This is a genomic window from Pseudomonas sp. IT-P100 (genome assembly GCF_949767185.1).
Classification (GTDB): Bacteria; Pseudomonadota; Gammaproteobacteria; order Pseudomonadales; family Pseudomonadaceae; genus Aquipseudomonas; species Aquipseudomonas fluorescens_B.
The window spans coordinates 1-15,463 of sequence record NZ_CATKQK010000006.1 but is presented as its reverse complement, the minus strand read 5'-3'; the positions used below and the strand labels follow the sequence as shown (position 1 = coordinate 15,463).

Sequence of the window (15,463 nt, the reverse complement as noted above, 5' to 3'; positions counted from 1 at the left end):
GGGCGAGCCTTGAGTGAAGCAGAAAATGATCGGCCTTGTTGACAAGCCACGCATGAACAACGCGGCGAAAAGCCTGAAAATAAGCTTCGCCAATCACTTTCCTCGAAAAACCTGTCGAGTCATTCGACTCGGGCGCCTGCATAAACAACAGCAATCAAACGTGCAGACGCAAAAAAGCCGGGAATTTCCCGGCTGCCGCATCATACACACGTTTTCCCAAAGGATCACCCCGCCCGAGGCTTTAGCCGCCAGGCGGGGGATGATTCAGGTCAACGTCGTATCAAGGCTTGGCTTTTTCCAGGTAACGGAAGAAGTCGCTGCTTGGGTCCAGGACCATGACGTCGGATTTGTTCGCGAAGCTTTCACGGTAGGCGCGCAGGCTACGGTAGAAACCGTAGAACTCCTGATCCTGGCCGTAGGCCTTGGAGTAGATCGCAGCGGCCTGGGCATCGCCATCACCGCGAACCTCTTCGGATTCACGATAGGCTTCAGCCAGCAGCACGCGGCGTTGACGATCGGCGTCGGCACGAATGCCTTCCGCCAGCTCGTTACCCTTGGCGCGGTGCTCGCGAGCTTCACGCTCACGCTCGGAGCTCATGCGCTCGAACACACTGCGATTCACTTCTTTCGGCAGATCGATGGCCTTGACCCGAACATCGACCACTTCGATGCCCAGCTCTTTTTCCGCCATCGTGTTCAACGAGGCAGTGATATCGGACATCAACGCGTCGCGCTCACCAGAAACCACTTCATGCAGCGTGCGCTTACCAAACTGGTCACGCAGGCCCGACTCCAGACGACGGGAAAGACGCTCGTCAGCGATCTGCTTGAGACCGGAAGTTGCGGTGTAGAAGCGCTCGGCGTCCTTCACCCGCCACTTGGCGTAGGCATCGACCATGACCGCTTTCTTTTCCAGCGTCAGGAAGCGTTGTGTCGGTGCATCCAGCGTCATCAGACGCGCGTCGAATTTACGCACCTGGTTAACGTAAGGCACTTTCACATGCAGGCCAGGCTGAACATCGGCCTGAACCACACGACCAAATTGCAGCAGCACCGCACGCTCGGTCTGAGCCACGATGTAGAAGCAGTTCCAGGCTGCGATCGCTACAACGACGACGACAATAAGGGTGATCAGCGATTTATTGCTCATCAGCGACTCTCCCTGGTACGTGCTGGCTGTTGCTGCAGATCAGCTGCCGCACGTGCATTCGCTTCATTGCTGGTGGCAGCCGCGCCAGGCACGGACGTGCTGGTGTTGCGACCACTTTCGACCATCTTGTCCAGCGGCAAGTACAGCAGATTGCTCTGGCCATTCTTGTTGCCGGTCACGAGAACCTTGCTGGTATTGCTGAAGACTTCCTGCATGGTGTCCAGATACAGACGCTCGCGGGTGACTTCAGGTGCCTTGCGATACTCGGCGACCAGTTTGGTGAAGCGATCGGCCTCACCCTTGGCGCGCGAGACGGTTTCATCGCGGTAACCATTGGCATCTTCAAGGATGCGCTGGGCCTGACCACGGGCTTCCGGCACGACGCCGTTGGCGTAGGTTTCAGCCTGGTTGCGCGAACGCTGCTCGTCTTCACGGGCGCGAATCACGTCATCGAAAGCTTCCTGCACTTCACGCGGTGCCGCTGCGTTCTGTACGTTGACCTGGGTAATGGTGATGCCGGTGCGGTATGTATCCATGAAGCGTTGCAGACGCTCCTTGATTTCACTGGCCATCAACTCACGACCTTCGGTCAGCACCTGGTCCATCGCGGTGGAACCCACCACATGGCGCAAGGCACTTTCAGTCGCGTGCTGCAGACTGATTTCCGGCTGGTCTACGCTCAGCACGAAGTCCTGCAGGTTGCTGATCTTGTACTGCACGGTCAGCGGCACTTCGACGATGTTTTCGTCTTCAGTCAGCATTTGACCCTGCTTGGTATAGGCACGCTCACGCGTGACGTTTTCCAGGTACTTTCGATCGAGCGGCGGGAAATAGATGTTCAGGCCCGGGCCGACGGTTTCATAGTACTTGCCGAAGCGAAGCACCACGGCTTGCTCCTGCTCGTCGACCACGTAGACCGCGCTGTACAGCCACACGGCCGCCAATACGACCAGGCCGATGCCGAGCAGGCCGCCGAAGCCGCCACTCTTGCCCGAACCACCGCCGTCGTCACCACGTTTCTTACCACCACCGAACAACCCATTCAGGCTTTCCTGCAGCTTTCGGAAGGCCTCGTCGAGATCCGGTGGTCCCTTGCGGTCGCCGTTATTGCGGCGCTTGCCACCCCAAGGATCCTGATTGTTCGAGTTGCCACCCGGCTCATTCCAAGCCATAGCGCTCTCCATCTGATAAAGCAAAGACGCACCCACGGCGCGCCGACCAATGCTACAGAATGCCTGTCACCACGGCACAACCGCTTTCTCAGGCTTTTATTGCAAAGTGTGTTGCTCGATGAACTCTGTCGGCACAACGCCTTCACGGCTGACCAGCCGATTGAGCTCCGAGCGCGGCAATCGAACGGCCAGCAAGCTGACACCTTCTTCGTCGTGTTCTTCTTTCTGCACCGCTCCGAGTTCGAAGAACTGCGCACGCAGTCGAGCGAATCGTTGCGGCAAGCGCAAGGTACCGATAAACAACTCACTGCCCAGCAACTCGGCAATGGCTTGTTCAAGCAGTTCCAGACCACTGCCATCACGCGCCGACAGCCAGACCCGTTGAGGCTTGCCGTTTTCGTCGCGCTGGATTTGTGGTTCAACGCCTTCAAGCAAATCGAGTTTGTTATAGACCTCGAGGATCGGCAAGTCCTGGGCACCAATCTCGCCCAGCACCACCATCACCTGCTCGATCTGCAACATGCGATCCGGTTCGGCCGCGTCGATCACGTGCAACAGCAGGTCGGAGTTGCTCGACTCTTCGAGGGTAGACCGAAATGCCTCGACCAGCTTGTGGGGCAAGTGGCGAATGAAACCCACAGTGTCAGCCAGGACAATCGGCCCCAGGTCGTCCAGTTCCAGACGGCGCAAGGTCGGGTCCAGCGTGGCAAACAACTGGTCAGCCGCGTACACGTCGGATTTCGTCAAGTTATTGAAGAGTGTGGATTTACCGGCGTTGGTATACCCCACCAAAGACACGGTAGGGATATCCGCACGCGTACGACCACGTCGCGACTGTTCGCGCTGGCTGCGCACTTTTTCCAACCGGCCCTTGATCTGTCGCAGGCGAACCCGCAGCAAGCGGCGGTCAGTTTCCAGCTGGGTTTCACCCGGGCCACGCATGCCGATACCGCCACCTTGACGTTCAAGGTGAGTCCAGCCACGAACCAGACGGGTACTCATGTGGTCAAGCTGGGCCAGTTCTACCTGGAGCTTGCCTTCATGGGTACGGGCGCGCTGGGCGAAAATATCGAGAATCAGGCCGGTGCGGTCGATCACGCGACACTCGAAAACACGTTCGAGGTTACGTTCCTGACTGGGCGTGAGGATGTGATTGAAGATCACCAGATCTGCCTTTTCGGCATGGACCAGGTCGCGTAGTTCCTCGACCTTGCCGCTACCGATCAGGTATTTGGCGGTTGGCCGATGACGCGGCACGTTAAAAAACGCAACGGTCTCGGCGCCGGCCGAATTAGCCAATTCCTGAAACTCCTGCGGGTCTTCGCGCGCCTCAGGGTCCTGTCCATCCAAGTGAACGAGGATCACTCGCTCACCACCACCGTGGCGCTCAAAGAACAAAGGAGACTCCTATCAGGCGTTACCTGGCTCAGCGTCGCCTGCCTCGGATTCGGTTGCGCTAGGCAGACGAATTGGACGAACCGGCACCACTGTAGAGATAGCGTGTTTGTAAACCATCTGGCTGACGGTGTTTTTCAGCAGGATAACGAACTGGTCGAAAGACTCGATCGTGCCTTGCAGTTTGATCCCGTTGACCAGGTAGATCGACACCCCAACTTTCTCTTTACGTAAAGTATTCAAGTAAGGGTCTTGTAGCGAATGCCCTTTTGACATGTGCCGCACTCCTTTAAGGATTCAATATAAAAAAATAGGTAAACAGATGGCTTGTGGCCGTCACACCCCCAAGGATAGACGGCAATTGCAAGGACTCAGCTCAATATGGAGATGGTCCCCAGGTATTTCAAGGCGCGCGGCAGATTGTCGCAATCCAGGCTGTCCAGCCAGTGTAAATCAGCCCAACTGCGCAGCCAGGTGAACTGACGCTTTGCCAATTGGCGCGTGGCAATGATTCCACGCTCCTGCATCTCGGCTTGCGTCAGCTTGCCATCCAGGTAGTCCCAGACTTGTCGGTAGCCTACCGCACGTATAGACGGCAACCCTGAATGCAGGTCACTTCGCTCACGCAGGGCTACGACCTCGTCAATGAATCCCTGTTCCAACATTAAAGTGAATCTTTGTTTAATTCGCTCGTGCAGTACCTGGCGATTTGCCGGAGCAATGGCCAAGTTCGCGACAGTATAGGGCAATTGTTGCAGTCCCGAAGCGGCTGCTTCAGTACTTTGCGCACTTTGTCGCTGCCGCAGCTCGGTCATGCTCTGACCACTGACGCGATAAACTTCCAGTGCTCGACTCAGGCGCTGGGGATCGTTCGGGTGAATACGTGCGGCGGATTGCGGGTCGATGAGTGCCAATTGGTCATGCAGGGCTTGCCAGCCAAGGCGTGCGGCTTCTTCTTCAATCTGCGCGCGGACTTCAGGATCCGCGGCTGGCATGTCCGCCAGACCTTCAACCAAAGCCTTGTAATAGAGCATTGTGCCACCCACCAGCAGCGGAATTTTGCCGCGTGCGGTGATGTCGGCCATGGCTTCGAGGGCGTCACGGCGGAAATCCGCAGCGGAATAGCTCTCTGCCGGATCGAGAATATCGATCAGACGGTGGGGGAATTCGGCCAGAATCTCTTTCGAGGGCTTGGCGGTGCCGATGTCCATGCCGCGATAGACCAGCGCCGAATCGACACTGATCAACTCGCAAGGCAAGACTTTGGTGAGCTCGATGGCCAGGTCGGTCTTGCCCGCTGCTGTCGGGCCCATCAGGAAAATCGCAGGAGGGAGCTGGCTCATCAACGACCGCGCAGGAACAGTTTGTCCAGATCGTCCAGGCCCAATTGGGTCCAGGTCGGCCGGCCATGGTTACATTGACCGCTGCGCTCGGTGTTTTCCATATCACGCAGCAGACCGTTCATTTCCGGCAGGGCCAGACGCCGATTCGCCCGAATCGCGCCGTGGCAGGCCATGGTGCCGAGCAATTCGTTCAGGTGCGCCTGAATCCGGTCGCTGGTGCCGTATTCCATCAAATCCGACAACACGTCGCTCACCAATCGATTGGCTTCCGCCTGCTTGAGCAAGGCTGGAATCTGCCGGATGGCCAGCGTTTCCGGGCCCAGACGCTGCAATTCAAAGCCCAGACGCTGGAACCACACGACGTTTTCTTCGGCGCAGTCACCTTCGCGCTCGCTCACAGCCAAAGACTCCGGCACCAACAACGGTTGACCGCTCAGGCCTTCGCTGGCCATGGCGACTTTCAGGCGTTCATACATGATCCGCTCGTGCGCGGCGTGCATGTCCACCAGCACCAGGCCCTGGGCGTTTTCCGAAAGAATGTAGATGCCTTTGAGCTGCGCCAGCGCATAACCCAGCGGAGGAATATCGTCCTGACCGGCCGGAAGTGCGACGGCGTTGGCTTCAGGCAACGGCGCAAAAAATTCACGATACGCCGCCTGGGCTTCAGCCGCAGGCACGCCCGACTGGGGACGCGCCGTGTACTGATACTGATAACCGGCGCCAGCGCCGGAACCCGCAGCGGTGTTGAATGACGGTTGTGCCTGAGGCTGTTCCAGCAGCGCATTGGCCGCCAGGCGCATTTCGCCTTGGGGACCGAATTCCCCCGCATCGATGCCGGTCGGGCGAACAATGGCCGTCGCCACCGGCGCCGCCAAATGATCATCCGGCCGTACATCGCCCAAAGCGCGGTGCAAGGTGCCATAAAGAAAATCGTGAACCATGCGTCCGTCACGGAAGCGTACTTCGTGTTTGGTCGGGTGCACGTTGACGTCGACACCGGCCGGATCGACTTCGAAAAACAGCACGAACGTCGGGTGCCGACCATTGAACAGCACGTCGCGATACGCCTGGCGCACCGCGTGAGCCACCAGTTTGTCGCGTACGGCACGGCCGTTGACGAAGAAATACTGCAAGTCCGCCTGGCTGCGGTTGAACGTCGGCAAGCCAACCCAACCCCATAAATGCAGACCATTGCGCTCAATCTCGATCGGCAGCGCCTGTTCGAGAAAACCCGAACCGCAAATCGCCGCCACTCGCCGCGCACGGGCCGCGTCATCATGGGCTTCGTGCAGGCTGAGGATGGTTTTGCCGTTGTGGCGCAAATGGAACGCCACGTCGAAGCGCGCCAGGGCCAGACGCTTGATCACTTCCTGCAGGTGATCGAATTCGGTTTTTTCGGTCTTGAGGAATTTGCGCCGCGCCGGAGTGTTGAAAAACAGGTCACGCACTTCCACCGAAGTACCCACCGGGTGAGCGGCCGGTTGCACGCGGGGCGCCATGTCCCGGCCTTCGGTTTCAACCTGCCAGGCCTGATCGGCATCGCGGGTGCGGGACGTCAGGGTCAGGCGCGCCACGGAACTGATCGAGGCGAGTGCTTCACCGCGAAACCCGAGGCTCATGACCTGTTCGAGATCTTCCAGGTTGCGGATCTTGCTGGTGGCGTGTCGCGCCAGGGCCAGTGGCAGGTCATCGGCAGAAATGCCGCTGCCATCGTCGCGCACCCGCAGCAGCTTGACGCCGCCCTGCTCGACATCGACATCGATGCGCCTGGCGCCGGAGTCGAGGCTGTTTTCCAGCAACTCCTTGATCACCGAAGCGGGACGCTCAACCACCTCACCGGCGGCAATCTGGTTCGCCAGTCGCGGGCTGAGGAGCTCGATGCGAGCGCTGTTGATCACGGCCTGATTCATTCTTTGGACGCCAGTTCAGTGCCGGGAATGGTCAGGGTCTGACCGATTTTCAGCTCGTCACTTTTGAGATTGTTGGCACTGCGCAAGGTGGCCGGGGACACCTGATAACGCACGGCAATCATCGCCAGGGTTTCGCCCGGGTTGACCCGGTGATCCCGTGGGCCCTGGGCGATCTTGCCGGAATCACGCAACCAGGCAATGTAAGTGCCCGGCGGTGGATTCTGCTGGAAGAACTGACGCACGCCGCTGCTGATCGAGCGCGCCAGCGCTTGCTGGTGGCTGGCCGCCGCGAGTTTCGATGCTTCGTTGGCGTTGGAGATAAATCCGGTTTCCACCAGGATCGACGGGATGTCCGGCGATTTCAGCACCATGAAACCGGCTTGTTCCACGCGCTGTTTGTGCAGTGGCGTCACGCGACCGATGTTGCTCAGCACTTTTTGGCCAACGTTCAGGCTGGAGGTCAGGGACGCGGTCATCGACAGGTCGAGCAGAACGCCTGCAAGCATTCGGTCCTTGTCGTCGAGGCTGACGTTGCCGGCACCGCCGATCAAGTCGGAACGGTTTTCGCTGTCGGCCAGCCAGCGGGCTGTTTCAGACGTGGCGCCGCGATCAGACAAGGCGAACACCGACGCACCGAACGCAGCCGCCGAAGGCGCGGCGTCGGCGTGGATGGAGACAAAGAGGTCGGCGCCCTTCTTACGGGCGATTTCGGTACGGCCACGCAACGGGATGAAGTAGTCACCGGTGCGGGTCAGTTCGGCGCGGAAGCCCTTCATGCCGTTGACCTGACGCTGCAATTCGCGGGCGATGGCCAGCACCACGTCTTTTTCACGCTGGCCGCGAGAGCCGGAGGCGCCCGGGTCTTCACCGCCATGGCCGGCATCGATGACCACGATGATGTCGCGCTTGCCAGCCGGAGCGGGCGGCAATTTGACCGGTGGATCTACCGGCGTGACCGGGACCGGTGCCACAGTCGCCACGTTGGTCGGCGGCGGGATCGGCGCAGCGTCGGCGGCGTTATCGAACAGATCGACCACCAGGCGATTGCCGTACTGGGCGTTCGGCGCCAGGGTGAAGCTTTTGGGCGTGACGGCTTTTTTCAGGTCGATGACCACACGCAAGTCGGTCGGCGTGCGTTGGGCCGAACGCATGGCGGTGATGGGCGTATTCGAAGCATTGACGTTCAGTGGTGCGCCGAGGGACGCGCCATTGATGTCGATAACCAGTCGATCCGGGGATGTCAGGGTGAAAACGCTGTGCTGCACCGGCCCGGTCAGGTCGAACACCAACCGTGTGTTGTCCGGCGCCCGCCACAGGCGAACGCTGTTGACCTTTGTTTCAGCCACAGCGTCGACGGTCACCGCCAAAAACAACATCCCTACGGCAGCTACCATCGCGCGAAAGCGCATACCTGACCCCATCATTTAATTGGATTCCAATGCCAAAGCGGCACACCACGACTCGCCACGCGAGCCCTGGGACAAAATTTTCAGCGAACGCCCGCTGCCTTGCGGGCTAATGGTAATGGTCAGGTCGGGCTTTGGCAAAAAGCCTGCACCTTTGCGGGGCCATTCGATCAGGCATAACGCGTCGTCTTCGAAGTAGTCGCGGATGCCGAGGTACTCCAGTTCTTCAGGGTCGACCAAGCGATAGAGATCGAAATGGAAGGCGCGGATGTCACCGATCTCGTAGGGCTCGACCAGCGTGAAGGTCGGACTTTTAACCGCGCCTACATGCCCTAGGCCCCGGATGATGCCCCGCGACAGCGTGGTCTTGCCCGCCCCCAGATCCCCTTCCAGAAAAATCAGACCGTGCCCTTGAGTGGTTTTTGCGATGCGCTCGCCAAATGCGGTCATCGCCTCTTCATCAGCCAGGTACAGGGTTACTTCAGACACGGTGCTTGCTCCTCCAACAACTGACGAATGGCTGGAATCAGATCACTGGCCGCCAGCCCACGGCCCGATTTACCTTGTTGCGCACCGGCATTGGCGTGCAGCCAGACCGCCAGGCAAGCGGCGTCGTACGCATTCATGCCTTGCGCCAGCAATGCGCCAACCAATCCAGCCAGCACATCGCCCAGACCAGCGGTGGCCATGGCCGGGTGGCCTTGATGACACAACGCCAGGCGCCCGTCGGGACTGGCGATCAGGCTGCCGGCGCCTTTCAGAATCACGACAGCTGTGTATTTTTTGCTCAATGCGTGAGCGGCGGACGGACGGTCAGCCTGAACTTCAGCGGTACTTATCCCGAGCAACCGCGCCGCCTCCCCTGGATGCGGGGTGATCACGCAGTCCATGGGCAAGCTCACATGTTGTTCGGCCAGCAGGTTCAGCGCGTCGGCGTCCCATACCTGCGGCAACGGCGCATTGGCCGCCGCCGACAACAGACTGCGCCCCCACGAAGCCTGCCCCAGGCCCGGCCCCACTACCAGCACGGAAACCTTTTGCAGCAATCCCATCAACTGATTGGCTGACGAAGTGCCCATTACCATGGCTTCGGGGATTCGGGCGAGTGCTGCGGGCACATGCTCGCTGCGGGTGGCCACCGAAACCATGCCGGCCCCACTGCGCAGGGCACTTTGCGCGCTCAACAAAATGGCACCGCCAAAGCCGCGATCCCCGCCGATCAACAAAACATGGCCGAATTTGCCTTTATGGGCAGTCGGCGCGCGATCCGCCAAACGCGGCAAATTGCCGGCCGTCAGGCGACGCGCACTGACGCCAATCCCGTTGTACGACTCGGGAGAAGCCTGCAGATTATTGAAAACCAACTCACCCACCACGTCCGCCGCTTCGCCCGTGAACAGTCCCAACTTCAAACCGATGAAGGTCACGGTCAGATTCGCCCGAACGGCCACGCCGAGCACACGCCCTGTATCGGCACACAGTCCCGAAGGAATGTCCACGGCAGCAACCGGCAGATCGCTGGCATTGATCGCGGCGATGACACTGGCGTAAGGCTCTCGCACCTCGCCTGTCAGACCGGTGCCCAGCAAGGCGTCCAACACGACACCGCGCAAATCGGATTGCGCGCTCCAGGCTTGAACGGCAACGCCTTCGGACAGGGCCTCGGCGTGGGCCAACCCGGCATCGCCCTGCAAACGCTGAGGATCACCCGCCGCCAATACGCGCACATGCCAGCCGGCACGCCGGGCCAACACCGCCACCAGATAGCCATCACCGGCGTTATTGCCTTGACCGGCGACTACCGTCAGCTCGTTGGCCGTCGGCCACTGTCGGACCAGCGCACGCCAGGTCGCCCGTGCTGCACGGTGCATCAATTCGAAGCCCGGCGTACCCGCCGCAATCAGGCTCGCATCGAGGGCTCGCACTTGTGCGGCGCTGTACAGCGCGTCGGGTAAATCATCTTTAGTGTGCGGCATGCGTCTTCGGGCTCCGATGTCTGGCAGAATTATACGCACCTCAGCTCCGGTTTCTCTCGCCTCATGCCTGCTATTACCACAGACCTGCCCGCCCTCGCCCAATCCATCAAGGACTGGGGCCGCGAGCTGGGCTTTCAGCAAGTCGGCATCAGCGGCCTGGACCTGGCCGAGCATGAGCAGCACCTGGAGCGCTGGCTTGCGGCCGGCTACCACGGCGAAATGGACTACATGGGTGCCCACGGCACTAAACGCTCACACCCGGAAGAGCTCGTGCCCGGTACGCTTCGAGTGGTGTCCCTGCGCATGGATTACCTGCCGGGCGACACCGAAATGGCCAAACGCCTGGCCCAACCTGCAAAAGCCTACGTGTCGCGTTATGCCTTGGGCCGCGATTACCACAAATTGATCCGTAAACGTGTGCAACAACTGGCAGAAAAGATTCAGGCGGTCATCGGCCCGTTCGGCTACCGCGCGTTTGTCGACAGTGCGCCGGTGCTGGAAAAAGCCATTGCGGAACAGGCGGGCCTTGGATGGATCGGCAAAAATACCCTGGTCTTGAATCGCAAGGCCGGCAGTTATTTCTTCCTCAGTGAGCTGTTTGTCGACTTGCCGCTGCCCATCGACCCGCCCCACAGCACCGAACATTGCGGCCGCTGCACCGCGTGCCTCGACATCTGCCCGACCAACGCCTTTGTCGGCCCTTATGTGCTGGATGCCCGTCGCTGCATTTCCTACCTGACCATCGAACTGAAAAGCGCGATCCCCGAAGACTTGCGGCCATTGATCGGCAATCGGGTCTTCGGCTGCGACGACTGCCAGATCGTCTGCCCGTGGAACCGCTTCGCTCGCCCGTCCGGCGAAAGCGACTTCAAGCCACGGCACAATCTGGACAACGCCGAACTGGCGGAGCTGTTTATGTGGGACGAAGACAAGTTCCTCAGCAGCACTGAAGGCTCGCCGTTACGGCGTGCCGGTTATGAGCGCTGGTTGCGGAATCTGGCGGTGGGCCTGGGGAATGCGCCGTCGAGCATTCCGGTGCTGGAAGCGTTGAAGGCGCGGCGCGAGTATCCGTCGGAACTGGTTCGCGAGCATGTGGAATGGGCGTTGAAGCAACACGCCGAACGTCAGGCTTCGTCGTTATAAACGAACTTCGGCATTTCCCAGTGGAAACGAATCGCTAACAACCTCAGCAGGAAGCCGCCGAACAGGGTGATCAGAATTGCCTGTTCTCCCGGCACGTTCAAATACAGGCACAGCATGTAGCACCACGCCGCCGCGAACGACACGCTGGCGTAGAGTTCGCGACGGAAGATCAGCGGGATGTCGTTACAGAAGATGTCGCGCAGGATACCGCCGAATACCCCGGTGATCACGCCGCTGACCGAGGCCACCAGCATGCCGTGGCCCATTTCCAGGGCAGTCATGCAGCCGATCAGGGTGAACGCCACCAGGCCCACGGCGTCGAGCACCAGAAACAGTGAGCGCAAGTGACGCATCCAGCGCGCAGCGAAGACCGTGAACATGGCTGCAATCGATGTCAGCACCAGGTATTCCGGGTGTTTCACCCACGTCAGCGGGTAATGGCCGAGCAGCACGTCACGCACCGAACCACCGCCCAACGCCGTGATGCAGGCGATCAGCACCACGCCGAACCAGTCCATGCCCCGACGACCGGCAGACAGGGCACCGGTCATGGCTTCGGCGGTAATGGCGATCAGGTAAAGCATCAGCAACATGGTGGCGGTCCTTGCAGGAAGGCGCGCAGTCTAGCCATTTAGTCCCGGCACCAAAAGAGGGCAAGAACAGACACTGAGTACCTGTGGCGAGGACACTTGCTCCCGCTGGGCCGCGACGCGGCCCCAAAACCAGACACCTTGCTCTTTCAGATGTACCGCATCGACTGGGTTGCGACTGCTTCGCAGCCGAGCGGGAGCAAGCTCCCTCGCCACAAAAAGCCCCCCGCCGCCAATCAGAACTTGATGAAATGCTTGCGGTAATGCTGCAACTCGGCGATGGATTCGCGGATGTCGTCCAACGCCAGGTGGGTGCTGCCTTTCTTGAAGCTGTCGCGCACGTCCGGCGCCCAGCGAGCGGCCAGTTCTTTCAGGGTCGAGACGTCGAGGTTGCGGTAGTGGAAATAGCTTTCCAGGGATTTCATGTGGGTATAAAGGAAGCGACGGTCCTGGCAAATGCTGTTGCCACAGATCGGCGACTTGCCCTTCGGCACCCACTTCTCCAGGAAGGCAATGGTCTCGGCTTCCGCTTCGGCCATGCTGATGCGGCTGTCGCGCACGCGCTGGGTCAGGCCCGAACCGCCGTGCTGACGGGTGTTCCACTCGTCCATGCCGGCGAGGATTTCATCACTGTGATGGATCGCGATCACCGGCCCTTCGGCCAAGGTGTTCAGATCGCTGTCGGTGACGATGGTGGCCATCTCGATGATGACGTCGGTATCAGGGTTCAGACCGGTCATTTCCAGGTCGATCCAGATCAGATTCTGCGGGTTTTGCATGTGTCGGCTCCTAGGCAATGCTGCGCAGTTTAGCCTAGGCCGGTGGCCGGGCGTGCTAAACTCGCGGCCGTTTTACCTAATCGCTGCATTCTTGATACGGAACACCCATGGCCAAACGCCAACTCAATCGTCGTCAAAACTGGCGCATCGAAAAGATTCAGGGCGAACGCGCTGCACGCGCCGCCAAACGCGAGTCCTCGGCTGTCGAGGCACTCGAAGGTGGCGACCTGGGTCCGGAACAGACCGGCCTGGTGATCGCGCACTTCGGTGTGCAGGTCGAAGTCGAAGCCCTCGATGGCGATTTGGCCGGACAGGTGTTCCGCTGCCACTTGCGTGCCAACCTGCCGGCGCTGGTGACCGGCGACCAGGTGGTCTGGCGTGCCGGCAACCAGGGCATCGGTGTGATCGTGGCGCAACTGCCGCGCAAGACCGAACTCTGCCGTCCGGACAGCCGTGGCCAGCTCAAGCCCGTAGCCGCCAACGTCGACATGATCGTCATCGTCTTCGCGCCACTGCCCGAGCCTCACGCCAACCTGATCGACCGCTATCTGGTCGCGGCGGAGCATGCCGGGATTCGGCCGCTGCTGCTGCTCAACAAATTCGACCTGATCGACGAGCAGAACGCCCCGGCGCTGAATGCCTTGCTCGCGGTTTACCGCACGCTGGGTTATCCGGTCCTCGAAGTGTCGGCGCACCATGGCAATGGCATGGAACAACTTCAGGAACAGCTGGACGGGCGCATCAGCGTGTTCGTCGGCCAGTCCGGCGTCGGCAAGTCGTCGCTGGTCAACAGCCTGCTGCCGGAAGTCGACACCCGCGTCGGCCCGTTGTCCGAGCTGTCCGGCCAGGGCACTCACACCACCACCACCGCGCGGTTGTTCCACTTCCCCGGTGGCGGAGAGCTGATCGACTCCCCGGGTATTCGTGAGTTCGGCCTCGGCCACGTCAGCCGCGCCGACGTCGAAGCCGGCTTCATCGAGTTCAACGACCTGATCGGCACCTGCCGCTTCCGCGACTGCAAGCACGACCGCGAGCCGGGTTGCGCATTGCTCAAGGCATTGGAAGAAGGCCGCGTGCAGCAGCAACGGATGAACAGCTATCGCTCGATCATCGCGAGTTTGCCGGAGAGCAGTTACTAAGTAGCGTGATCATTTTCGTGATGCCACGAAAATGATCAGTAGCGTCCCGTATGTCTAGTCCTAAAAAGATTTACACCGATTTTTTGGACGCCATACCGCATCCTTTCACGCACCTGGCCCAGCGCACAGTGACGGCGGGGCATCGGTGTACCTTGACTGTCCTACTGTTGGTTTTCACCAATGCAGGAGGACTTGATTTTCAGATCCCCTGTAGCTGGCTTTGAGCAAAAGCCAGCCAGATCGACGGCATACTGCTGCATTACCGTAACGCTATTGAAGATCGTAGCGACCACTACCTTGATGACCAGTGAAATCAGGGGGTTACCGAGTTTTGATTTAAAGCGTTGCATGGATGGCTTCATGACTGTGCGCTGCGTGGAGGTGATGCACACAGCCTGGGCTAACAGGCAGCCCAGGACTTCTAATCGAGTTTAAAGACTTACGACGAGGAGTTAATGCCGGTATCGAAGCTGATGCTTTCTACGCTTTTTGAAGTCCGCCGGCGACTTCACCCGCAGGCCCAGTTGTAATCGTAAAACTAACGCGATCACCTACTGCATATGGAGTATGAAATGGGATGTGAGGGTCCATCACAATAGAGTTGATCCCAATGGTTACGTCTGGCTTTCCTCCATCAGGTTTGATAGAGACAAGTGCAGTTTTCGGGTCCGCCTCCACGATTGATTTAATTACACCGTTATATGTCGTAGTTACTATTGGCGTTGACATCATGGCTCTCCTTGAACCTAGGATTTCATAAATATAGCGGCTCTTTGAGGAGCCAAGATAATGAAACACCTAAACCGAGAACCTGCCTACTGTTAGATCTAACAGGTGAGGGCCACAAATAAGACGTATTGCGCACCGCTCGTCTATAAACAGGGTTGGCCATTTCCCCACGGCTTTAAGTGCAGCTTCAGGCCAAGCACGCTCTCTACATAGACTTTGAGGTCAATCTGGTCACGACGCTCTTGCAGGCCGTGGTCTCAGGGGGTGAGATCCACCATACTCACACTTCCGAATCACGATTTCCTCACGGCATCAGAAGCCACGATAGCGTGCAAAATTCCTGATATTCCTCGTGAGCTCTGGTGCTGACCGTTTTGACGCAAGATAAATAATGGCAAGGGAGTGAATGACCGTCGAGGTAGGAATGGCAGTTATCTACCCGGTGATCAGACTTTTTAAAGTCTGATCACCGAAACATCGGCGACGAGCGAACTAAAGGCGAACAACCCAAGGTAGTAAAACCGGCTAATTCACCTCGGAACGCTCCTAGCCAATCTCGGCAGAAAGCCCTTATTTTTGCTACTGCCAGCGTCAGTCCCATGCCGGTGAATATGTCTAGTCCTGAAATAGGTTTACACCTGTTTCACCCTAACGCCCGATGCACCGCATCGGGCGTTTTGTATTTTAAAGAGAGGTGCGGCCGCTCCTGGTTGTAGATCGTGACGGCCTCC

Annotated in this window: 14 protein-coding genes; 2 read left to right on the top strand and 12 right to left on the bottom strand. The window is 59.2% G+C overall.

What is annotated here, in order from left to right; genetic code table 11:
* Positions 1-280: 280 nt before the first annotated feature.
* The 9 genes from hflC to ACM6IQ_RS04880 all read right to left on the bottom strand — a co-directional run bounded on the left by hflC (position 281) and on the right by ACM6IQ_RS04880 (position 10,352).
* Positions 281-1,150: a protease modulator HflC gene (hflC, locus tag ACM6IQ_RS04920; protein WP_017336255.1), complete on the bottom strand. Its 870-nt coding sequence runs from the start codon at positions 1,148-1,150 to the stop codon at positions 281-283.
* On the bottom strand, positions 1,150-2,322 hold the full coding sequence (hflK, locus tag ACM6IQ_RS04915; RefSeq protein WP_017336254.1) for an FtsH protease activity modulator HflK: 1,173 nt from the start codon (positions 2,320-2,322) through the stop codon (positions 1,150-1,152). Before hflK ends, hflC begins: the two co-directional genes overlap by 1 nt.
* A gap of 96 nt (positions 2,323-2,418) precedes the next feature.
* Complete coding sequence (gene hflX / locus ACM6IQ_RS04910) at positions 2,419-3,720, bottom strand: ribosome rescue GTPase HflX (protein WP_017336253.1); 1,302 nt, start codon at positions 3,718-3,720, stop codon at positions 2,419-2,421.
* Positions 3,721-3,732: 12 nt separating this feature from the next.
* Positions 3,733-3,993, bottom strand: coding sequence for an RNA chaperone Hfq (gene hfq, locus ACM6IQ_RS04905; RefSeq protein WP_007902656.1), 261 nt, complete (start codon positions 3,991-3,993; stop codon positions 3,733-3,735).
* A gap of 95 nt (positions 3,994-4,088) precedes the next feature.
* Complete coding sequence (gene miaA, locus ACM6IQ_RS04900) at positions 4,089-5,060, bottom strand: tRNA (adenosine(37)-N6)-dimethylallyltransferase MiaA (RefSeq protein ID WP_017336252.1); 972 nt, start codon at positions 5,058-5,060, stop codon at positions 4,089-4,091.
* On the bottom strand, positions 5,060-6,970 hold the full coding sequence (mutL, locus tag ACM6IQ_RS04895; protein ID WP_414878172.1) for a DNA mismatch repair endonuclease MutL: 1,911 nt from the start codon (positions 6,968-6,970) through the stop codon (positions 5,060-5,062). The genes miaA and mutL overlap by 1 nt, the downstream gene beginning before the upstream one ends.
* Complete coding sequence (locus tag ACM6IQ_RS04890; protein WP_414878231.1) at positions 6,967-8,346, bottom strand: N-acetylmuramoyl-L-alanine amidase; 1,380 nt, start codon at positions 8,344-8,346, stop codon at positions 6,967-6,969. The genes mutL and ACM6IQ_RS04890 overlap by 4 nt, the downstream gene beginning before the upstream one ends.
* Positions 8,347-8,394: 48 nt before the next feature.
* Positions 8,395-8,865, bottom strand: a complete 471-nt coding sequence (gene tsaE, locus ACM6IQ_RS04885; protein WP_017336249.1) for a tRNA (adenosine(37)-N6)-threonylcarbamoyltransferase complex ATPase subunit type 1 TsaE — start codon at positions 8,863-8,865, stop codon at positions 8,395-8,397.
* Complete coding sequence (locus ACM6IQ_RS04880; protein WP_414878171.1) at positions 8,853-10,352, bottom strand: NAD(P)H-hydrate dehydratase; 1,500 nt, start codon at positions 10,350-10,352, stop codon at positions 8,853-8,855. Before ACM6IQ_RS04880 ends, tsaE begins: the two co-directional genes overlap by 13 nt.
* 63 nt (positions 10,353-10,415) lie before the next feature.
* Here ACM6IQ_RS04880 and queG point away from each other — a divergent pair, with 63 nt between their 5' ends.
* On the top strand, positions 10,416-11,495 hold the full coding sequence (gene queG, locus ACM6IQ_RS04875; protein ID WP_414878170.1) for a tRNA epoxyqueuosine(34) reductase QueG: 1,080 nt from the start codon (positions 10,416-10,418) through the stop codon (positions 11,493-11,495).
* Here the strand turns inward: queG and ACM6IQ_RS04870 are convergent.
* Together ACM6IQ_RS04870 and orn are read right to left on the bottom strand one after the other, a co-directional pair.
* Positions 11,477-12,088 carry a trimeric intracellular cation channel family protein gene (locus ACM6IQ_RS04870; protein ID WP_017336246.1) on the bottom strand — a complete coding sequence of 204 codons (612 nt, stop codon included), beginning with the start codon at positions 12,086-12,088 and terminating at the stop codon, positions 11,477-11,479. The genes queG and ACM6IQ_RS04870 overlap by 19 nt on opposite strands.
* 233 nt (positions 12,089-12,321) lie before the next feature.
* The gene (gene orn, locus ACM6IQ_RS04865) at positions 12,322-12,864 is read right to left on the bottom strand and encodes an oligoribonuclease (RefSeq protein ID WP_007995036.1); all 543 of its coding nucleotides are present in this window, start codon (positions 12,862-12,864) and stop codon (positions 12,322-12,324) included.
* Between the two features lie 107 nt (positions 12,865-12,971).
* Between orn and rsgA the strand changes: the two genes are divergently transcribed.
* Positions 12,972-14,003: a small ribosomal subunit biogenesis GTPase RsgA gene (gene rsgA / locus ACM6IQ_RS04860; protein WP_017336245.1), complete on the top strand. Its 1,032-nt coding sequence runs from the start codon at positions 12,972-12,974 to the stop codon at positions 14,001-14,003.
* A gap of 161 nt (positions 14,004-14,164) precedes the next feature.
* Here the strand turns inward: rsgA and ACM6IQ_RS04855 are convergent, their stop codons facing one another.
* A complete protein-coding gene (locus tag ACM6IQ_RS04855; protein WP_414878169.1) occupies positions 14,165-14,353 on the bottom strand; it encodes a hypothetical protein in 189 nt (62 codons plus the stop codon).
* Positions 14,354-15,463: the final 1,110 nt, after the last annotated feature.